At 40.3% G+C, this 20,646-nt stretch carries 18 protein-coding genes; 7 read left to right on the top strand and 11 right to left on the bottom strand.

Annotated elements, in window-relative coordinates; translation table 11 throughout:
• Positions 1-28 precede the first annotated feature (28 nt).
• The 6 genes from AQ505_RS03825 to AQ505_RS03800 all read right to left on the bottom strand — a co-directional run bounded on the left by AQ505_RS03825 (position 29) and on the right by AQ505_RS03800 (position 5,865).
• A complete protein-coding gene (locus tag AQ505_RS03825) occupies positions 29-1,219 on the bottom strand; it encodes an ROK family protein (protein ID WP_062546952.1) in 1,191 nt (396 codons plus the stop codon).
• 214 nt (positions 1,220-1,433) lie between these two features.
• Entirely contained in the window at positions 1,434-2,630 is a 1,197-nt protein-coding gene (gene lepB / locus AQ505_RS03820) for a signal peptidase I (RefSeq protein ID WP_062546951.1), read from the bottom strand.
• Positions 2,631-2,636: 6 nt separating this feature from the next.
• Positions 2,637-3,377 (bottom strand): 4-hydroxy-tetrahydrodipicolinate reductase, encoded by a 741-nt coding sequence (gene dapB / locus AQ505_RS03815; protein ID WP_062546950.1) that lies wholly within the window; start codon positions 3,375-3,377, stop codon positions 2,637-2,639.
• 46 nt (positions 3,378-3,423) lie between these two features.
• On the bottom strand, positions 3,424-4,131 hold the full coding sequence (locus AQ505_RS03810) for a DUF5683 domain-containing protein (RefSeq protein WP_062546949.1): 708 nt from the start codon (positions 4,129-4,131) through the stop codon (positions 3,424-3,426).
• A complete protein-coding gene (locus AQ505_RS03805; RefSeq protein ID WP_062546948.1) occupies positions 4,131-5,051 on the bottom strand; it encodes a ParB/RepB/Spo0J family partition protein in 921 nt (306 codons plus the stop codon). The genes AQ505_RS03810 and AQ505_RS03805 overlap by 1 nt, the downstream gene beginning before the upstream one ends.
• A gap of 10 nt (positions 5,052-5,061) precedes the next feature.
• The gene (locus tag AQ505_RS03800; RefSeq protein ID WP_062546947.1) at positions 5,062-5,865 is read right to left on the bottom strand and encodes a ParA family protein; all 804 of its coding nucleotides are present in this window, start codon (positions 5,863-5,865) and stop codon (positions 5,062-5,064) included.
• A 184-nt stretch (positions 5,866-6,049) separates the two neighbouring features.
• Here AQ505_RS03800 and AQ505_RS03795 point away from each other — a divergent pair, with 184 nt between their 5' ends.
• Positions 6,050-6,571, top strand: coding sequence for an NADPH-dependent FMN reductase (locus AQ505_RS03795; RefSeq protein ID WP_062546946.1), 522 nt, complete (start codon positions 6,050-6,052; stop codon positions 6,569-6,571).
• Between the two features lie 24 nt (positions 6,572-6,595).
• Here AQ505_RS03795 and AQ505_RS03790 read toward each other — a convergent pair whose 3' ends face one another.
• Complete coding sequence (locus tag AQ505_RS03790; protein WP_062546945.1) at positions 6,596-7,051, bottom strand: hypothetical protein; 456 nt, start codon at positions 7,049-7,051, stop codon at positions 6,596-6,598.
• 45 nt (positions 7,052-7,096) lie between these two features.
• On the opposite strand from AQ505_RS03790, the gene AQ505_RS03785 reads away from it, so the two are divergent.
• The gene (locus tag AQ505_RS03785; protein WP_062546944.1) at positions 7,097-8,728 is read left to right on the top strand and encodes an ABC transporter substrate-binding protein; all 1,632 of its coding nucleotides are present in this window, start codon (positions 7,097-7,099) and stop codon (positions 8,726-8,728) included.
• A gap of 109 nt (positions 8,729-8,837) precedes the next feature.
• On the opposite strand, the gene AQ505_RS03780 is transcribed toward AQ505_RS03785, so the two are convergent.
• From AQ505_RS03780 to AQ505_RS03765, 4 genes are all read right to left on the bottom strand, one after another.
• Entirely contained in the window at positions 8,838-11,291 is a 2,454-nt protein-coding gene (locus AQ505_RS03780) for a TonB-dependent receptor domain-containing protein (protein ID WP_062546943.1), read from the bottom strand.
• Positions 11,292-11,722: 431 nt separating this feature from the next.
• Positions 11,723-14,530: a leucine--tRNA ligase gene (leuS, locus tag AQ505_RS03775; protein ID WP_062546942.1), complete on the bottom strand. Its 2,808-nt coding sequence runs from the start codon at positions 14,528-14,530 to the stop codon at positions 11,723-11,725.
• Positions 14,531-14,658: 128 nt separating this feature from the next.
• Complete coding sequence (locus AQ505_RS03770) at positions 14,659-15,930, bottom strand: voltage-gated chloride channel family protein (protein ID WP_082461400.1); 1,272 nt, start codon at positions 15,928-15,930, stop codon at positions 14,659-14,661.
• A gap of 120 nt (positions 15,931-16,050) precedes the next feature.
• Positions 16,051-16,467, bottom strand: coding sequence for a lipocalin family protein (locus AQ505_RS03765; RefSeq protein WP_062546941.1), 417 nt, complete (start codon positions 16,465-16,467; stop codon positions 16,051-16,053).
• 331 nt (positions 16,468-16,798) lie between these two features.
• On the opposite strand from AQ505_RS03765, the gene AQ505_RS03760 reads away from it, so the two are divergent.
• From AQ505_RS03760 to AQ505_RS03740, 5 genes are all read left to right on the top strand, one after another.
• Positions 16,799-17,677: a cell division protein FtsX gene (locus tag AQ505_RS03760; protein WP_062546940.1), complete on the top strand. Its 879-nt coding sequence runs from the start codon at positions 16,799-16,801 to the stop codon at positions 17,675-17,677.
• A complete protein-coding gene (locus AQ505_RS03755; RefSeq protein ID WP_062546939.1) occupies positions 17,677-17,901 on the top strand; it encodes a DUF3098 domain-containing protein in 225 nt (74 codons plus the stop codon). Before AQ505_RS03760 ends, AQ505_RS03755 begins: the two co-directional genes overlap by 1 nt.
• Positions 17,902-17,910: 9 nt before the next feature.
• A complete protein-coding gene (locus tag AQ505_RS03750) occupies positions 17,911-18,702 on the top strand; it encodes an undecaprenyl-diphosphate phosphatase (RefSeq protein WP_062546938.1) in 792 nt (263 codons plus the stop codon).
• 271 nt (positions 18,703-18,973) lie between these two features.
• On the top strand, positions 18,974-19,726 hold the full coding sequence (truB, locus tag AQ505_RS03745; RefSeq protein ID WP_062546937.1) for a tRNA pseudouridine(55) synthase TruB: 753 nt from the start codon (positions 18,974-18,976) through the stop codon (positions 19,724-19,726).
• Between the two features lie 6 nt (positions 19,727-19,732).
• Positions 19,733-20,599, top strand: coding sequence for a YitT family protein (locus AQ505_RS03740; RefSeq protein ID WP_062546936.1), 867 nt, complete (start codon positions 19,733-19,735; stop codon positions 20,597-20,599).
• Positions 20,600-20,646: the final 47 nt, after the last annotated feature.

Genomic DNA, 20,646 nt, shown 5'->3' with positions numbered 1-20,646 from the left:
CCTACACTAAAAGCGGTTACGCATATATTTAGTTAAAATTACAGTTCTCAATAACGAGCGTTGCGGCGCCAAGCAGAGCAGATTCCGTATTTAATGCGGATACTTTGATCTCTGTATGCTCTGCCAGTCTGGGGATGCAAAATTCATGAATGGCCTGCTCAATTGGCGCCATCATCATTTTGCCGGCGATTGCGCCTCGTCCTCCCAACACAATTAATTCGGGATTAATGATGTGGATTAAAGTGGCCAGCCCTTTTCCAATTAGAAAAGCAGCATCTGCCATAATAGAAACTGCTAAAGGATCCCCCGCTTTAGCTGCTTCCAGAAAATGATCTCCATGGAGTTTACTTTCGTCCAGAAAACTTAGTTCCAGACTAGATTTCATCCCATTTTTAATTTGCAATTTGGCCCTTTCCACCAATACCAATAAAGAAGTATCGACCTCCAGGCAACCCTGTTTACCACAAGCGCACAATTTATTGCTCTGTGATAGTGGAATGTGACTAAACTCACCTGCATAACCGCTGTGTCCCCTAAACAAGCTGCCATTGATGATCATCCCCAGGCCAATTCCCCAGCCTACATTCACTACCATTACATCCTTCCGCTCTTTAGCCATGCCAAACTTCAATTCAGCCAATGCAATCAGACTGGAATCATTGTCGATAAATACGGGCAGGCCCAATTCTTTTGTCAAATGTTCCTTTAGATTCCCCTGCCCTTCTATTTTAAAAAAAGTATGGTTCACTCCTTCCGCCGCATTTACAAAACCTGGCATACCAATGCCAAGACCTAATATTTGCTCCAGTGGAATGCCGGATCTGATGATGTAATTTTTCAGGAATTCAATCAGGGTTATCGTATTTGTCGGATCCCCATTCAAAGCAAATGGAAAAAGTTCAGCGGCTATACGTACCTCATTCAGCAAATCATAGATCACTACCTGAGTCACCAGTTGATCCATCGCAACAGCGATGATATAGCTTTGTTTTTCTTTATTCAAAAGAAAAGTCAATGCTCTTCTGCCCCCTGTAGACGGTGCCAAACCATATTCCAGCACATATCCGTCAGCCATCAGGTTGTTCACCATGGTGGTAATCAAAGGCAGACTTTTATGTGTAAGGTTGCTCAATTCAGCAAGAGTTAACATCTTACCGTAATACAAGTGTTTAATTACATCTGTCCTTAACTGACGATATTTTTTGGTACTAGCTGTCAAAAGTTTGTGGTTTAATAGCTCAAACTTAAAATTTATTTACCACAAAGCAAGCATACTTTTTAAATTATTTTTAAAGTGAAGCCAACTTGAATTGAAATCGCATAAAGATTTAGCGATGAAGCGTATAGATAGGGTACTATTGGTTGGGAAATCGCTTATAAACAAAAACGGCTGATGCAATGCATCAGCCGTCCATAAAAATAGCTAAGTAAAATTAGTTGATTCCTCTAAACAACCTATTCCATCTGATTTTACTGAAGAAAGAACCGTTGGTATCATAGCTCATCCAGATGAACAATGCTTTTCCTACGATATGATCTTCCGGTACAAAACCCCAATAGCGGGAATCCGCAGATCTGTGGCGGTTATCGCCCATCATCCAGTAGTAATCCATTTTGAAAGTATAGCTATCCGCAGCAAGGCCATTGATCAGCCATCCTTTACCGGATTTCTCTACCTTATTTCCTTCATAAATACGAATGCTTCTTTCATAAAGCGGCATCGTTACACTGTCCAATTTAACCGTCCAGCCCCTTTTAGGGATGATGATTGGACCGAAATTATCTACATTCCAATCTCTGTTCTGATCAAAAGGAAAAATATCCGGATCTCTTTTACCTGCAGGCTCCGTAATCTCTTTCACCGACTGTACAAAATCCAGTTTACGCACCTTATCCAACATTTCAGCCGTACCTGTAAACTGGTAATTATTTTGACCAATCGCAGAAATTTCGTCAGAAACATTAAATCCAATATCTTCAAATACTTTAAAGTTCACATCTGAAGTTTTAAAAACTACTTCATAAGAAATCTGTCCGGTGTTTTTTAGTGGATCAGCCTTGCCATTCAGGTAAACCAAACCGCTTTTCATACTGATGGTATCACCGGCAATTCCGATACATCTTTTGATATAATTCTCTCTTTTATCTACAGGTCTGCTCACAATGGTAAATTGGCTATTCACCTGTTTCCATCCTAAAGAACGCACCATCTGGTAGTAATCCTGATCCTGATATTCTACAGCAACCGTATCTCCCTGCGGATAATTGAATACCACGACATCATTTCTTTTAATATCCGAAAGGCCTGGTAACCTACGGAATTTCCATTGTACGCCATCCCAATACGCTTTTGTGCCGGTAATTGGCATCGTATGGTGCGCAAAAGGAAAGGCAACAGGGGTCATAGGAATCCTTGCACCATAATTCACTTTACTCACGAATAAGAAATCGCCTACTAAAAGGGATCTTTCCATCGAGGCAGTAGGAATCGTATAGGCTTCAATGAAAAACACCCTGATGATGGTGGCTGCTATTACCGCAAATAAAATGGCATCGAACCATTCGCGGCTTTTAGTTTTTTTCTTACCTGGCTTGGCATCTTTATTCTTTTGCCAGAATTTCCAATTCATACTTTTCTATTTAAAATTAAATATATCGGCTATGTTATAAAAGCCTTGTTTATTTTGCAACCACTCCGCTGCAACTATAGCACCCAAAGCAAAACCAGCACGGTTATGTGCGGTATGTTTAATCTCAATCTCGTCCACTTCAGAACTATACACTACAGTATGTGTTCCTGGAACATGTTCAATACGGTGTGATTCAATCAGCACCTGGTCCTTTTTAATCACCTCCTCAAAAGGAGTACCTACCAATTCATTTACCCATTCTTTCTTACTGTCTAAGGCATCAATGATCCCTTCAGCAATTGTCATGGCGGTTCCGCTTGGTGAATCCAGCTTCTGAGTGTGGTGAATCTCTTCTACCTGTACGTCATAGGCGGGGAAGTTATTCATTACTTTCGCTAAAACCTGATTGATATGGAAAAATATATTTACCCCAATACTGAAGTTTGACCCATACAGCAGCGTATTGTTACTGGCTAAACATTCATCTTTTACTTCCTGCAATTGGCCGTACCATCCTGTAGAACCTACAACAATAGGTACATTGGCTTCAAAACAACGGTAAATATTTCCTATTGTGGCATCTGGAATACTAAAATCTATGGCTACATCTGCCTTCGACAAGTTAGCTGTGTTGAGGTCATCCAGATTGGATGAGCTGATTTTCAAAACCACCTCGTGGCCTCTTTCCAGGGCAAAACGCTCAATGATCTGACCCATTTTACCATAACCCAATAGTGCTATTTTCATTTTTTTGGTTCAATTAATAATTTTATGCTGTTATCGTCCGGGTCAATTAAAAACGGACGGCTAATTTAATTCCTGGTACAGGCAGGTTTAATCCATTGATGCTGTTGCTGCCGTACATGGTACTGTTATTCATCATGGTGGGAGCCAGCTTCACAGATACATCCCCTACATCAAAATATTTTAGTCGGGCATCCACATAGGCGTCTACGATATTCAATAGATACAAGCCCACAAAGGAGAACAGGATCACATCTTTATTTCTTCTATACGTGTCCTTTGCAGTCACCAGATTGGCATCACTTACGGCAGCGTAATTTTGATCTGGCTTTTCAAGCGGCTCCACAAGCCCCGGAGGTGGAGTTCCACCATTCGCTGCGACTGCCTGATTATAGGCTGTTATTTTTGCCCTGGTCTGTAATTCCGTAAGAAAGATATGGTAACTGTTGTTATTATCAATATAAGAAAGAGTCAATAGGGTTGCGCCAGTATAAATACCCGCCACTTTTAACCCACGATATAAATTAAAACCACTTCTAATCTGCCCCAAACCTGGTAACATTGCAGAACGCAGCATCGCCTGCCGACCGGCAATTTTGCCAGGATTTATATATTTAGGCTTTAAAGTATCTGTTTTACTTTTAACCGGAGCTGCCACTGCAGCGGTACTATCTTTTTTTAGCGGTGTCACGTCCTGTGCCTTAACTCCAATCGCAGCAAAAAACAAGCATCCTGACAAAAGAAAAGCCTTTGACATTACCAATCCAATAATTCTAAAATTCTGCTCAGGTCGTCTTCCGACATAAAAGGAATTTCAATTGCACCTTTACCGTTCTCTCCCACTTTCAATTTCACTTTCGTAGAGAATTTTGTAGCGAGGTCTTTCTGCAATTTTTGGTATTCAAAAGACACGCCATTGGATTGTTTAGGACGCTTGGCATTCAGGTCCAAACTATTGATCCCTCTCACCAACTCTTCCACTTTCCTTACAGAAAGGCCTTTATCCAGGATTTCGTGGTGGATGTATAGTTGCTTTTCTACATCTTCGACATTGATCAATGCACGGGCATGACCCATGGATATTTTCTGGTCTCTGATCGAGATTTGAATCGATGGAGGCAATTTCAGCAGTCTTAAGTAATTGGTCACCGTAGTCCGGTTTTTACCCACACGTTCGCCCAGCTGGTCTTGTTTTAAATTACATTCTTCCAGCATTCTTTGGAAAGACAGTGCCACTTCAATTGCATTCAGGTTTTCACGTTGAATGTTCTCAATTAAGGCCATTTCCAGCATTTGCTGATCATTGGCATTGCGCACATAGGCAGGGATTTCCGTCAGGCCAGCCAGCTTAGAAGCCCTTAACCTGCGTTCACCTGAAATCAGCTGGAAACGATTTCCTGCTTGCTTTCTTACGGTGATCGGCTGAATCAGACCCTGTACCTTAATCGACTCAGAAAGTTCAATTAAAGCAACCTGATCAAACTCCGTACGCGGCTGGTAGGGATTGGTATCAATATCAGAGATTTTGATGTGTCCAATAGCGCTGTTATTGCTATTTTCCTGCCTGTTTTCGCTTACAGGATTGACTCCGTTTTTCGGTGGATTCACCGAATCGCTGTCATCTAAAAGCGCACTTAATCCTTTACCTAAACCTGTTTTTCGCTGAAAAGATGTCATTAAAATAGTTTTATATAATTGCTTTATTTACATCCTGCACTTCCGTTACCAATCCGTTTTTACGAACGATTTCGCGTGCCAGGTTCAAATAGTTGATCGCCCCTTTACAGTTGGCATCGTGCATGATCACAGATATACCGTAACTTGGCGCCTCACTCAGGCGTGTATTTCTTTGAATAATGGTTTCAAAAACTAAATCCTGGAAATGCGTTCTCACTTCTTCTACCACCTGGTTTGAAAGGCGTAAACGCACGTCATACATCGTCAGTAAAATCCCCTCAATTTCCAATTCCGGATTCAGGCGGTTTTGAACAATCTTAATGGTGTTCAGTAATTTACCTAATCCTTCTAATGCAAAATATTCGCATTGAACCGGAATAATTACCGAATCCGCAGCAGTCAGCGCATTGATGGTAATTAAACCTAATGATGGAGAACAATCCACGATAATAAAATCGTATTGATCCTTTACCTTCTCCAGCACCGCTTTCATTTTATATTCCCTGTTATTGAGATTGATCATCTCAATTTCCGCTCCTACCAGGTCGATATGCGCCGGCAGCAAGTCTAAATTAGGGGTTTCTGTTTTTTGAATGGCATCCATCGGTTCGATATCATTGATGATACACTCGTAGATGCTATTTTTAATACTTCTCGGATCAAAGCCGATACCTGAGGTGGAGTTAGCCTGCGGATCTGCGTCAACCAGTAAAGTTCTGTATTCCAGTACGGCTAAACTTGCGGCTAAGTTTATAGATGAAGTCGTTTTACCTACACCACCTTTTTGATTTGCCAATGCAATAATTTTACTCATTTATCTTTCTAATAATTACCAATTATTTACTGAAGGCTTATTGTTACCCGATTTAAATCTATAAAAAATGCTATTTTTGTATTGATTTAGGCACATTTTAACGATTAGCTAAGATACAAACAATTTGACACTTACTGCATAGCGCCAATATAGTGTTTTACACATCTTATTAACAATTTTTTACATGATCACCATCATCTCGGGAACCAATAGACCTGGAAGTAATACGCTGAAAGTATCAAAATATTATCAAAAAGTCCTGGCAGAAAAAGGATTAGAAACCCAGCTTTTCAGTCTGGAACAATTACCAGACAACCTGATCGCTTCCGACTTATATGGAAAGCGCAGTCCGGAGTTCGAACCCATCCAGAAAATGATGACCAGAACCAGTAAATTTTTGTTCGTCATCCCGGAATACAATGGGAGTTTCCCTGGTGTGCTAAAAACTTTCATTGATGCCTGTCAGTTTCCAGACAGTTTCTACGATAAAAAAGCCGCTTTAGTAGGGCTCTCTTCTGGAAAATATGGGAATATCCGTGGCATCGATCATTTCGGCGGGGTTTGCAGCTACCTTCACTTAAATGTACTGCCATTAAGGATCCACATTTCCATTATCAAAACCGAGCTGAATGAGCTGGATGAGATTTTTAAGGAAGATACCTTAAAATTCACCAATCAGCAAATGGACAAGTTTATCGCGTTTTAATCGGGTATAGCATATTAATCCGGTTTATACACCGAAACTGCTCCAGCTTTTGCCTTCATTGCCGAAAACAAAATAGCCAGGGTATAACATTTCTACGATGTCTTCCAATAAGGCTACCCATTCTTGCGGAGTAGCAGCTGCCGCAGCCTGATCGTCCAATAAGTAAACCCTGTTGTATTCTACAGCAGGCCATTCTTTTTGCAGTAAAGAAGGAACCACACCCATCATTCCCAGCATGCTTGCGCCTTGCTCCACATAGATGATCACCCTTGCCTGATTCATGTCTGCCTGCAAAATACCGCCAGCATCATTAATTACGCCTTCCAGATCGCAGTTTAAATGATTTTCGGTATCCAGACAGGCAACAGATACCTTCTCCATAAATTTTATTTTATGCTGGACAAGATCCACACGCTCCTGAAGCATTTCATTGAGCACTTCATCTTCCACCTTATTTATAACCGCATTTAAAAAAGACATATTGTTTTATTTATTACTTTGTGCAAAATTAGTATTCCTACACCGATGCGTCGTATTATCAGCCATATTTTTTACGGATTATTACTGTTTGTCTTCACAGCATGCGGTAGAAAGGCCGAAGAACAGGAAAAAAAAGTGTTCAACATCAACCTGGACCAAAACCTGACTTCCCTTGATCCTGCCTTTGCCCGCAACCAGAATGCACTATGGATGGTGAACCAGGTTTTCAATGGCCTGGTACAAATCGACAGTGTGTTAAACACCATGCCCTGCATTGCGAAAAGCTGGGAAATCGCGGAAGATGGTTTGAGCTATACTTTTCATTTGAGAGATGATGTCTATTTCCATGATGACCCAACGTTTGCTGGGGGAAAAGGCAGAAAAGTAGTAGCTGATGATTTTGCCTATAGCTTTTACAGATTAATAGATCCTAAAGTGGCTTCTTCCGGAAGCTGGATCTTTAGTGACAAAGTAAAAGACCAGCATAGCTTCATCGCGCTCAACGACTCTACTTTTCAAATTAAACTGACCAAGCCCTTCCCTCCTTTCCTGAGCTTGCTGACCGCCCAATATGCCTCAGTAGTACCTAAAGAAGTGGTAGAACATTATGGAAAAGACTTCCGTAACCACCCGATTGGCACCGGACCCTTTAAATTTAAATACTGGAAGGAAGATGAAATCCTGGTACTCCTGAAAAATGAAAAATACTGGGAAAAAGACAATGGACATCAACTGCCCTACCTAGATGCTGTAAAAGTTACTTTTATCAGCGATAAGCAAAGCGCCTTCATGAATTTCATCAAAAAAGACCTTGATTTTTTTGATAAAGTGGACGGCAGCTATCGCGATGACATCCTCAGCAAGAGCGGAAATATGACCCGCAAATACAAAGGAAAGTTTCAAATGATCAAAAGCCCTTACCTCTGTACCGAATACCTGGGATTCTTGGTAGACACTTCTAAAAGCATTTCAAAAAACTCTCCGGTAAAATATCTAAAAGTACGGCAAGCGATAAATTATGCGATCGACAAGCCGAAGCTGATCAAATACCTCAGAAATAGCATAGGTATTCCGGCTACCGCAGGCTTTATGCCACAGGGTATGCCTGGTTTCGACAGTACCGTGGTAAAAGGATACCATTATGAACCTGAAAAAGCAGCCCGGTTATTGGCGGAAGCCGGTTTTCCAAATGGAAAAGGAATGCCGCCAATTACCCTGAGCACTTCTACCACTTATAAAGACCTGATGGAATTTATACAAGGAGAGTTGGCTGCAATTGGTATAAAAGTAAAAGTGGATGCGAATCCAAATGCCAGTTTAAGGGATATGATGTCCAAAAATGCGGTCAACTTTTTCCGGGGTTCCTGGATTGCAGATTACGGCGATGCCGAAAATTATCTTGCGGTATTTTATTCCAAAAACAAAGTACCTGATGGCCCTAACTATACCGGATATTTCAATAAAGACTACGACAAATTATTTGAAAGCAGTTATTATGAAATCGATCCGCAGAAAAGGTTTAAACTTTATCAAAAGATGGACAGTATGGTGATGACCTACGCGAACATTGTTCCGATCCTTTATGATCAATCTCTGGTGATGCTGCAAAATAACATTAGCGGGTACCCTTCGAATCCATTAAATCTGATGATTTTAAAACGGGTTAAAAAACAATAAAAAAGACCTTTCCGCTTTTCAGGGAAAGGTCTTTTTTATTGTTTTTTAACCCTAAGGTATGCTGTCTTAACAGCAAAATCTTCTAAAAGAATTCAGGAATCGAACAGGCTTAGTTTTGAACCCCGCCCATTCCTCCTTGCTCTTCTTTTTTCACATCATCATTTTTCACTCCTTTTTTAGGCTGTGTAAATTTCAACTTACCAAACTTATAGCTGAAATTGACACCGAAAGAACGCAATGGATAATGGATATTGGTAGATTGTTCGTAGTTCGCTCCCTTATTCACCGTATTGATCACTAAATCACGGCTGAAGGGGTTCAAGACATTCAGTCCGATGCTGGCTTGTTTCTTCATGATCTCTTTTTTCACTGCGCCACCATAGAAATACATCGCATCTGTTTTACCCTGGAAAGTTCTTTTTGGAGAATTGATGACACCCCAGATTTCTGTATTCCAACCACCCGGCAAAGCATAAGCAGAACGTCCAAAGACCGTATAATTTACAAAATTACCCGTATTTATATTGCTGGAAGAATTATTTACTTCATAAGTATTCAAGCCAAGGTTGGTCATTAGAGTCCATTTTGGCTTAGGGTTATAACTTGCAAACACGTTCATTCCATAAGACTGGCTTCTGCCAATATTTAGGTAGGTAGTCAAAAACCTTTGGCCTGTTGCTGCCGTCCCATCGATTGGCAAAATGGCACTTTCAATCACATTCTCAGTAGTACGGTAAAAAACAGAAGCGTTAATCACCGATCCTTTGATAAAGGTAGAATAGCCCAATTCCATGTTATGTGTCAATTCAGGATCTAATTCTGGATTACCACGTAAGGTATTGTATGGGTCACTTTTATTTTCAAATGGATTCAAATAAAATAAACTCGGACGTTGAATTCTTTTGTTATAACTCAATTTGATGGTACTTCCACCTTTTAAAGCTTGTGATAAAATCAAACTTGGAAAAAGGTTGGTATAGTCATTACCGAACTTGTCTTTATGACCAGAAATTGCATTAATATTGGTATATTCCCCTCTTACCCCTGCTTTAGCAGTGATTTTCTTAGTCAGCTTGAAACCCAGTACGGCATAAGCCGAAGCTACATTCTGATCGTAATCGAAATCCTGAAGCGACTCCCCATAGGTACTCAGGATATTTCTAAAGATCCCTTTCACACCAGTTTCAAGAATCGTTGTTTTGCTGAATGGATACACGTAATCCGATTGCAAAGTATACTCATTATTTTTTCCCGTATTTGATCCTGCATCCACAATATCAGCAGGGATGTAAGCTGGATCACCATTCGCTGGGTAAAATAATTGATCGAAAACAGTTCTATTGCTATAGTCGCTGGTATTTCTTCCGGTGGTTAACTGAGCAGAAACACTGAATTCTTCTCCTTCTTTTTTACTGGTTTTCCTGTAATCGATATTCCAATCCAAATTATTGAATCCCATATCCATATCTCTAATATTTGTAGATGGATAACCATTGGTTAAAATTGCGGAACTTCCTGGGCCACCATTAGAAAATCTGTTTATTTTAACAGTACTGCTAATGTTATGGTAGTTATTGAAGTCGTAATCCAGGCCTGCACTTCCATTGTAGCCTACACGTGACCATTTTGAAAAGCCATCCTGAGACACTGTACTCAAGCTCCCGTCAGGTCTTGTGGAACTATTTAAGGACCGTACCTGTGAGTTTTGAGGGTAAGCATGGTTTACACCAAGACTTGTATTTAGCGATAAACGTCCGGTTTTTGCGTTCAGATTGAAGGCCCCATTGTTGGAACGGGTCCCTACAGAAGCATTCACACTTCCACTGGTTCCTTCTGCAGATTTCTTTTTCGTGATGATATTGACAATTCCACCAGAGCCTTCTGCATCATATTTTGCCGATGGACTGGTGATCACTTCTACACTTTTAATCTGCTCCGCAGGAATCATTTTTAAGGCATCAGCTACGCTGTTAGCCATCGTTCCTGATGGTTTTCCATTGATCAGCACGCGTACCGCACTTCCTCTCATTTGAAGATTTCCGTTAACGTCTACTGATAACATCGGAACTTTACGCATCACATCAGTTGCATCTCCACCAGCATTGGTGATATCTTGCTCTGCATTGTAAACAATTTTATCTACTTTGTTTTCAATTAATGACTGCTGACCGGTGATGGCTACTTCTTTCAGATTGCTTGCTGTTGGACTCAGATAAATCGTTCCCACATTTAAATCCGGTTTTTCCGGGGTGGTTTTAACGGCTATAATTTTTGTTTTATAGCCCATAAACCCGATAGACAGTTTATATTCCTCCGGACTGATATTAGACAAGCTCAGTTTCCCGCGCTCATCGGTTACTGCTCCGTTAACAGACTTATTGTCTTTGTTTTTAATTAAAGAAATAGTCGCATAGTCGATTGGTTTTTTAGTTAGAGAGTCCAGGATTAAGGCGGTGATCCTTCCCGTAACCATTTTTTTTGCAGTTCCCCCGCCCATTGGAAACTGAGCTTTTGCCCCAATTGTAAGTACCAGACCAAAAAATAAGAGTATCAGTTTTTTCATTTTAAATGTTAATTTTGAAGCTTGCGGACAAATCAATTACCAACTCGCTTTCCGGTTTGTTATTTAGTCTAACGAAGGTATCTATTGTTACAATTCAGGACTATAGATTTTAGATTTCTGGCAATTATTTTACGGTGAATTGCATTTTTTGACCGGTGAAAACAAATCCAAAAAAAAATTCCAAAGAAAAAGCCGAATGAAAAAGCGGGAGGAAATCTAAATGTCCTTTATTTGGCTTCTACACTTCCAGAGTACTAAGAGCGTTCCAGCAGGGGGCTGGTAGGGCCTTGTAGGGCCCAATGCTCTAGTAAGACCGACTCTCGGCTTTGCCAGAGCTTCATAAAAACCCCAGAAGACACGAACACTACTAAAACAGAAAACGCGCTGAACATAATGCCCAGCGCGTTTTTATTCAAAATAGGAACATTTGATTAGATCACAAGGTTCACAATACGTCCTTTCACGATAATCACCTTTTTAGGGGTTTTACCTTCCAGATATTTTTGCACCTGCTCATCTGCCAATACAATCTCTTCGATCTCTTTAGCTTCTAAAGTCAGACTTAGATTAAGGTTCAACCTGGTTTTCCCATTTACGGATACCGGGTACGAGAACTCATCTTCTACCATATATGCAGGATTGAATTCCGGATATTTTGCATAAGATAAACTTCCTGCATCATGGCCTAGATTTGCCCAAAGTTCTTCACAGATATGTGGTGCATAAGGAGAAAGTACCACAACCAGGTCTTCTAATACCTGACGGTTTTTACATTTTAGCTCAGTCAGCTCATTCACAGCAATCATAAAGCTGGAAACAGAAGTATTGAACGAGAAACGTTCCACATCATCCTGCACCTTTTTAATGATTTTATGCAATGCTTTCAATTCTGCTTTTGCAGGAACTGAATCACTCACATGGAATACCCATGCATCATTATGGAATAACCTCCAGAATTTACGAAGGAATTTAAATACGCCTTCAATTCCATTGGTATTCCATGGTTTGCTCTGTTCCAATGGTCCTAAAAACATTTCGTACATTCTCAAAGTATCGGCACCATAACTGGCGATCAATACATCAGGATTTACAACATTGAATTTAGATTTAGACATTTTCTCTACCTCTACACCACAGATATATTTTCCATTTTCCAGGATAAATTCTGCATCAGCAAATTCAGGTCTGAACAGTTTAAAAGCAGGAATATTTAAGATTTCATTCTCTACGATGTTTACATCAACGTGCAGCGGCGTAGTTTTATAGTCTTTTCTTAGTCCATAGGAAACTAAAGTATTCGTTCCTTTTCCTTCTTCATCTACCACACGGTATACGAAATTAGATCTTCCCTGAATCATACCCTGGTTGATCAGTTTCTTGAAAGGCTCTTCCGCTTTTACGTGTCCAAGATCTTTCAGGAACTTATTCCAAAAGCGACTGTACAATAAGTGCCCGGTAGCATGTTCTGCACCACCAATGTATAAATCTACATCTTTCCAATATTCAATGGCTTCTTCCGAAGCAAAAGCCGAATGATTATTGGCGTCCATATATCGGTACCAATACCAGCTCGAACCTGCCCAACCTGGCATGGTGCTCAATTCATATTCATACTGATCATCATAACTCCAGTTTTCAGCTCTTCCCAATGGCGGTTCGCCACTTTCTGTAGGTAAATATTTATCGATTTCAGGAAGTAATAAAGGTAATTCTTCTTCCTTGATCAGGTAAGGCAATCCGTTTTTAAAATATACTGGAATTGGCTCTCCCCAATAGCGCTGGCGACCAAAGATCGCATCACGCATGCGGTAATTAATTTTCGCTTTTCCTACGCCTTCCGCTTCTAACCAGTTGTTCAAGGTTTCTGTAGCTTCAGCATAAGTCATCCCATTGATGAAACCAGAGTTGATGTATTTACCTTCTTTAGTCGAATCTGCTTGTACTTCGATGTCTTTCTGACCATCCAAGATTTGTACAATTGGTAAATTGAAATGAGTTGCAAATAACCAATCGCGCTGATCACCGCTAGGCACGCCCATCACGGCACCTGTTCCATATCCTGCCAATACGTAATCTGCGATCCACAATTGTACGCGTTCGCCGCTTACCGGATTGATCACATACGAACCTGTAAATGCACCGGAAACGGTTTTTACATCAGACATACGGTCTAACTCAGACTTTTTCTTCGTTTGAGCGATATAGTTATTTACACCATCCAGTTGCTCTGGCTTAGTCAAAACAGTCACCAACTCATGCTCTGGTGCGAGCACCAGGTAAGAAACACCAAAAATTGTGTCTACACGAGTGGTGAATACTTCAATATAATCCTGGGTTAATCCGCTTAGGTCTGCTGCACCTTCGATTTTAAAGCGAACGCTTGCGCCCACACTTTTTCCAATCCAGTTGCGCTGCATTTCTTTTACCGGCTCTGGCCAGTCGATCGTGTTTAATCCTTGCAGCAATCGCTCTGCATACGCTGAAATGCGCATGCTCCACTGCATCATTTTCTTTTGCTCAACCGGATGGCCACCACGTTCTGAGTATCCACCGATCACCTCATCATTTGCCAATACTGTTCCCAATGCCGGGCACCAGTTTACCGTACTTTCTCTAAGATAAGTTAAACGGTATTTTAACAGTTCTTCCTGTTTTTCTTCTGGGGTCATTGTGGCCCAGTCGCTTGGCAGGAAAGACTTGGTATCTTCATCGCAAACGGCTTTTACATCAGTGCTGCCTGAAGCATTAAATTTTTCTATTAAGCTGGTGATGTCTTCCGCGCGGTCAGTTTCCTTGTTATACCAGGAATTGAACAGCTGCATAAAGATCCACTGTGTCCATTTATAATATTCAGGGTCACTGGTACGTACTTCTTTACTCCAATCAAAAGAGAAACCGATCTGGTCTAATTGTCTTCTGTAAGTATTGATATTGGTTTCCGTAGTTAATGCCGGATGCTGACCGGTTTGAATCGCATATTGTTCTGCTGGCAAACCAAAAGAATCATATCCCATCGGATGCAATACATTGTATCCTTTTAACCTTTTATATCTGGTAAATATATCGGAGGCAATATAACCGAGCGGGTGGCCCACATGTAAGCCTGCTCCCGAAGGGTAAGGAAACATATCCAGTACGTAAAACTTAGGTTTCGCAGACTGATCTTCTGCTTTAAACGTTTGATTTTTAGCCCAAAACTCTTGCCACTTTTGTTCTATTTCTTTAAATTGATAATCCATTACAGCTTTGCCTTATATCCTTATATATAGCGCGAAAATAAGGAAATAAAGATTGGATTAGAAACGCTTTCTAAAATAGGTCGTTTAGGGGCTTTATTTTGATGGATTTACTAGCAGGATTGCCGCTGTTAAATCCCCAGCCTGCCAAAAAGTAAATGTTTAGGGCTTTTATTTTCAGGCGCATTGTAGATACTATGGTGTCCGGAGGCGAGGAAAGCAATCACACAGGCAATGGCGACGTACCATCCGCAGGAAACACCAAACAATTCGAAAGCCATGATACAGCAGGCAATTGGTGTTTTAGCGGCTCCGGCAAACACGGCTACAAAGCCCATTCCTGCAAGCAGGCCAACTGGCAGGGGTAGAAAAACAGCTAGCGCGCTGCCAAGCGTGGCACCGATAAAAAACAATGGGGTTACCTCTCCGCCTTTAAATCCGGCGGCTAGTGTGATGGCGGTGAGTAAGATTTTCCAGGCGAAATCGGCTGGTTGTGAAGCTTGTTGAAAAGCAGCTACAATGACCGGAATTCCTAATCCAATATATTTATAGGTACCCAGCAGCAGCACAATTCCAAGCACAATAAAACCGCCAATGACGGGACGAATTGCCGGATATTCTATTTTTTTGAAAATGGAGGAGAGTAAATCGGTGACCCTGACAAAGGAAACTGCAGCAATGCTGAAGGCAAGACCGGCCACAATGCTATAAAGCACACCCATCATGGATATTTTAGGCACAAAGTTGATGTGGTAATGGGTATGTCCTACGCCCCATAATCCGGTTACATAAGCGCCAATAAATGCGGCTGCAATTGCAGGGAATATAGATTTCTGAGGGATTTTACCCATTAGTAATACTTCAATTCCAAACACAGCACCTGCCCATGGCGTACCAAAAACAGCCGCAAAACCGGCACTTAATCCGGCAATCAGCAGGATTTTCCGATCGGAATGGCTAAGCTGAAAAGGTTGGTGCAATTGGTCAGCAGTTGAGGCAGCCATTTGTAAAGCCGTTCCTTCCCGTCCTGCAGAACCACCAAACAAATGGGTGATGATGGTACCAAATAACACTAAAGGTGTCATTTTAAATGGGATCACATCTTTAGGATTGTGGATCGTATCAAAAACAAGGTTGTTTCCTCTTTCTACACCCTTTCCTTTATGATAATAAATGAAGCCGATAAAAAAACCGGCTAATGGCAGCAGATAGATCATCTGAGGATGACTGTTTCTGAAATCGGTTGCTAAATTTAAAAGGCTAAGAAACAAGGCGGAAAGTGTTCCTGCAGCAGCACCCACCAAAATACAGATGATGGTCCATTTTAACAGGTAACAAAAAATGGTATTCTGGTTAAGAAATCTCGGTAAGGAGCCTAAAAAATTGCCGTTGTTTTCCGTCATATACCAGCCCTGAGGTTTTCAAATTGGAGGGCTTCAGGCAAATATAAAAAAAGCTGCCCATATTGTTTTTGAAAACAATAGGGCAGCGTTTAGCGAATAGGGATGCTATTGTCTTTAATTTTATCTGCTCAAGTAGTATTTTCTGACTTCTTTAGGACTAGAGCCCTCAACGGTGGCCGTGAATTCAAACTTATTGTCGGTAATGGTGTTCACTACACTTTTGAGTATTTTTCCGGATAAAGACAGGTTCAGGTCGTCATTTGCCAGCGTAGCATAGGTGCCGAGTGTCCGCTGTGCTCCGATACTTACTTCTACCTGGTCATTATCGTCATTGCGGAATTCGAAAAAATCGGTTGGAATGCCGGTATAGGTCGTCATTGCTGTCCCTTCAATTGTTGTTTCTACTTTGGAGACCTGCCACTTGCCTTCTATTTTCTTTTTTAGTGACCTGTCTGCTCCAGTTTCCTTTTTACATCCCGTGGCGATCCCTGCCATGAAAAGCAGCAGCATTGTAGCGAAAGTAAGTTGTTTCTTCATAGGTGGTTTTGTTGTTTTTCAATTGATTTTACTAAATAGGTTGGATTGACTTTCTCATTTAATCCGGAGCACAGCATGGTATTCATTATATGCTCCAATCTGATCGCCAACACGAAAATAACGCTAAACATTCCGTTTTGGTACAAAAATGTTACACAAGAATTGCGTAGACTAATGTTTCTTCTTTAAAATAGGAAGGATATAACCTGGCTTGCTAAACTATTTTAAGCGATCAGACGTTGTAGTTTTAAAGATTAAATAGGGATAAAGGCTATAATTTTAAATTAGTTGCTTATATTTTTTTATTTTCGCACAACATAAAAACACATACATGGAAGAATTTGAAGTTAGCGATGCTTCTAAGAAGACAAAAACCATTTATATTTCTACGATTTTCAGTATAGCTTTGGTGCTATTGATGCTGGGTATGTTGGGTTTGATTTTAGTACATGCAAAAAATCTTTCCAACTACGTTAAAGAGAATATCGTATTGAACATCATTGTGGATGAAGGCGCAAAAGAAGCGGATGTTTTAACTTTCCAAAAGGAGTTGAATGCGAATCCAGCGATCAAAAACACACAATATGTGAATAAAGAGATGGCGGCAAAAAATCTGACCACCGATCTAGGCGAAGATTTCGTAAACTTTTTAGGATATAACCCCTTACTTTCCACTGTGGATGTTTATTTGAAAGCAGATTATGCCAATAATAAAAGTATTGACGCCTTAAAAGCAAGCATTGCAAAAAATCCGGTGGTTAAAGAGGTGATTTATCAAAGCTCTTTAATTGATATGGTCAATAAAAACATCAATACCATTGGTTTGATTATCCTTGCTTTTGCAGCGATCCTATTGGTGATTTCCATTGCTTTAATTAACAATACCATCCGTCTGGCCATTTATTCGCAGCGCTTTTTAATTAAAAGTATGCAATTGGTTGGCGCTACCAGAAACTTTATCCGCAAGCCTTTCATTCTATTGGCAGCATTACATGGTTTAATCGCTGCATTTATCGCGATTTTAATTCTGTTGGGTATTTTGTATTATGCACAAAGAGAAATTCCTGAAATCATTATTCTAAGAAATTATACAGAATTTGGTATTGTATTGCTGAGCTTAGTAGGCGTTGGTATCTTTATTACCGCCATCAGCACTGCGTTTGCAGTCAGCAAATATTTACGTTTAAAAATTTACGACCTTTATAACTAATGACAGAGAAAAAAACAGTTCCTGTAAATCAGGAAAGCAAATCTGAACTTGTTTTTACAAAAAAGAACTATCAATTGCTATTGATCAGCATCGCAATTGTAGTATTGGGCTTTATCTTAATGATGGGAACCACTGATATTTACGACTTCAGAAAAACCACTTTAGCACCAATGACGGTGTTATTTGGATTTGCCTTTGGAGTTTATGCCATTCTAAAAAAATAACCTGCCTCTATGAACTATTTACAGGCCCTGATCCTCGCTATTATAGAGGGGCTAACGGAGTTTTTGCCAGTTTCTTCTACCGGCCACATGGTGATTGCCAGTGCAGTAATGGGAATTGGAAATGATGAATTTGTAAAACTATTTGAAGTTGCCATACAACTGGGCGCAATTCTAGCTGTTGTTGTGCTGTATTGGAAGAAGTTTTTTGACTTCAGTAAATGGCAGTTTTATGTGAAACTCCTGATCGCTGTAATTCCTGCATTGGGATTTGGCTATTTACTCAATGATTTTATTGATGATAAACTGGGAAGTCCGATCTTTATTGCGGTCATCTTGTTGTTAGGTGGTATTGTGCTGCTCTTTATCGACAAAGTGTTTAAAAATCCAGAGATTGATCATGAAGCCGACATCACCAACATGTCTGCCTTTAAAATTGGTTGTTTCCAGGTATTGGCAGTTGTATTTCCAGGTTTAAGCAGAAGTGCAGCGACCATTATCGGTGGTATGCAGCAGAAATTAACCCGACATGCAGCCGCAGAATTCTCCTTCTTTTTAGCCGTTCCAACGATGTGCGCAGCAACAGGTTATAAGCTTTTAAAAGGTGCTCATTTGTTAAATGGAGATAACATCAAACTTTTGCTTTTTGGTAACGTAATTGCTTTTATTGTAGCGATTATTGCGATAAAATCATTTATTGGGTTTTTATCGAAACATGGGTTCAGGGTTTTTGGTTATTATAGAATTATTATTGGGGTGGTTATTCTCGCGCTTTATTTCTCGGGAATCGACCTGGCGATTTAATCAGCATTAAAACTGGCTAAAGCTATACTTGATTTAAAAAATTCAGTCTTTTGCAAAAAAGGTTGCTTGATGGGTCTTCATTTGAAAACGTTGACCAACCGGACAAGTGAGTTTGACAAACAGCTTGCTTAGTGGATTTCTCATTTGAAAACCTTGATCAACCGGAAAAACGAATTTGATAAAACAGGTTGACCAGCTTTTTCTCATTTGAAAACCTTGATCAACAAAAAAAATTACAAAGAAAACGTATTAAAAAATAGCGTGTATTGCAATGACAGAGAGTGAAAATAACTTAAATACGAAGACCTTTCCAGACTTTAATTTTGCTGAAGGTGAACTGTTACTCATCAACAAGCCTTATCAGTGGACCAGCTTTGATGTAGTTGGAAAAATTAGAAATTCGCTAAAACCCTTAAAGGTGAAAGTGGGTCATGCGGGTACATTAGATCCTCTGGCTACAGGGTTACTGATCCTTTGCACCGGAAAATTAACCAAGCAAATTGATACATTTCAAGCGGAAGATAAAGAATATACAGGAACAATGATCCTGGGTGCTTCTACTCCTTCTTTTGATATGGAGACTGTAGTAGATCAGGAATATCCTATAGACGGAATCACTGAGGAGGCAATTTATGCCGCTACTGCACCTTTCACAGGAGATATTCAGCAATACCCACCGGCACATTCTGCCGTAAAGGTAAACGGTGAACGCTTATACGTAAAAGCACGTCGTGGTGAAGAAACAGAACTTCGTTTGCGTTTTGTGACGGTTTCTGAATTTGAAATCACACGTATTGCCCTTCCGGAAGTTGACTTCAGGATTGTTTGCAGTAAGGGAACTTATATCAGGTCGCTGATCTCCGATTTTGGAAAACATTTAAACAATGGGGCTTACCTATCTGCTTTAACACGTACACGCAGCGGAAATTTCTCTTTAGAAAACGCTTATGAAGTGGCAGATTTAGTTGCTCACCTACGTAGTAAAAAAGAATTACCGGTTGCTCCAGCAGCGCCACAAATCTAATATGTGATGCAAAGCCATTTTAAAAGTAAAAATGCAAGGTCCTTAAAAGACTTCTTACTGATTACTTGTGGCGTCGTATCTGCCTGTTTTGGTTTGAAAAGCTTTTTGATCCCCAATAATTTCATTGATGGTGGGGTTACAGGTATTTCTCTTTTGATCAGTACGCTAACCGGTTGGAAACTCTCCTACCTCATCATACTCATCAATATTCCTTTTATTCTTCTCGGTTACAAGCAAATCGGAAAAGCATTTGCGCTAAAAACTGCCCTGGCAATTACAGCACTGGCGATTTTCCTGGTGGTACTCCCTTTTCAGCCGGTTACCCACGTTCCATTGCTGATCGCTTTTTTTGGTGGTTTCTTTCTTGGAGGAGGAATCGGAATGGCCATGCGAGGCGGCTGCGTGATTGATGGTACAGAAGTTTTGGCTTTGTACATCAGTAGAAATAGCATGCTCACCGTTGGGAATATCATCCTGATATTAAACATCATTATATTTTCTTTTGCCGCGATATTTCTAGGTATGGAAACGGCCATGTATGCGATTTTAACGTATCTATCGGCCACCAATACCATTGATTTTGTAGTGAACGGCCTGGAACAATATACAGGTGTTACGATCATTTCAGATAAAAGCGATGAGATCAAAGAATACATTATTGAAACTATGAAACGCGGTGTTACCATTTATAAAGGAGAAGGCGGTTACGGCGTAAAGAAAGACATCGACATTTTATACACAGTACTGACCAAGCTGGAAATGGGAAAACTGCAAACAGAAATCAGGAACATTGATCCAGATGCTTTTGTAGTCCAGCAGCAGATTGCAGACATTAAAGGTGGCGTAGTGCTGAAACGGCAGTCCTTACATTAACTAATTTGATGCCGTATTCACAATAGATAGTCATAGCATGATCGCTA

Origin of the sequence: Pedobacter sp. PACM 27299 (assembly GCF_001412655.1) — a bacterium.
Lineage (GTDB): Bacteria > Bacteroidota > Bacteroidia > Sphingobacteriales > Sphingobacteriaceae > Pedobacter.
The sequence above is the reverse complement of the archived record's forward strand: the minus strand, read 5'-3'. Positions and strand labels throughout refer to the sequence as shown.

Bases quoted from the DNA above. Each gene is read 5' to 3' on its own strand.
- lepB (WP_062546951.1), bottom strand. From the start codon at position 2,630: ATGAATTGGAAATTCTGGCAAAAGAATAAAGATGCCAAGCCAGGTAAG.
- dapB (WP_062546950.1), bottom strand. From the start codon at position 3,377: ATGAAAATAGCACTATTGGGTTATGGTAAAATGGGTCAGATCATTGAG.
- AQ505_RS03810 (WP_062546949.1), bottom strand. From the start codon at position 4,131: ATGTCAAAGGCTTTTCTTTTGTCAGGATGCTTGTTTTTTGCTGCGATT.
- AQ505_RS03805 (WP_062546948.1), bottom strand. From the start codon at position 5,051: ATGACATCTTTTCAGCGAAAAACAGGTTTAGGTAAAGGATTAAGTGCG.
- AQ505_RS03800 (WP_062546947.1), bottom strand. From the start codon at position 5,865: ATGAGTAAAATTATTGCATTGGCAAATCAAAAAGGTGGTGTAGGTAAA.
- AQ505_RS03795 (WP_062546946.1), top strand. From the start codon at position 6,050: ATGATCACCATCATCTCGGGAACCAATAGACCTGGAAGTAATACGCTG.
- AQ505_RS03790 (WP_062546945.1), bottom strand. From the start codon at position 7,051: ATGTCTTTTTTAAATGCGGTTATAAATAAGGTGGAAGATGAAGTGCTC.
- AQ505_RS03785 (WP_062546944.1), top strand. From the start codon at position 7,097: ATGCGTCGTATTATCAGCCATATTTTTTACGGATTATTACTGTTTGTC.
- AQ505_RS03780 (WP_062546943.1), bottom strand. From the start codon at position 11,291: ATGAAAAAACTGATACTCTTATTTTTTGGTCTGGTACTTACAATTGGG.
- leuS (WP_062546942.1), bottom strand. From the start codon at position 14,530: ATGGATTATCAATTTAAAGAAATAGAACAAAAGTGGCAAGAGTTTTGG.
- AQ505_RS03770 (WP_082461400.1), bottom strand. From the start codon at position 15,930: ATGACGGAAAACAACGGCAATTTTTTAGGCTCCTTACCGAGATTTCTT.
- AQ505_RS03765 (WP_062546941.1), bottom strand. From the start codon at position 16,467: ATGAAGAAACAACTTACTTTCGCTACAATGCTGCTGCTTTTCATGGCA.
- AQ505_RS03760 (WP_062546940.1), top strand. From the start codon at position 16,799: ATGGAAGAATTTGAAGTTAGCGATGCTTCTAAGAAGACAAAAACCATT.
- AQ505_RS03755 (WP_062546939.1), top strand. From the start codon at position 17,677: ATGACAGAGAAAAAAACAGTTCCTGTAAATCAGGAAAGCAAATCTGAA.
- AQ505_RS03750 (WP_062546938.1), top strand. From the start codon at position 17,911: ATGAACTATTTACAGGCCCTGATCCTCGCTATTATAGAGGGGCTAACG.
- truB (WP_062546937.1), top strand. From the start codon at position 18,974: ATGACAGAGAGTGAAAATAACTTAAATACGAAGACCTTTCCAGACTTT.
- AQ505_RS03740 (WP_062546936.1), top strand. From the start codon at position 19,733: ATGCAAAGCCATTTTAAAAGTAAAAATGCAAGGTCCTTAAAAGACTTC.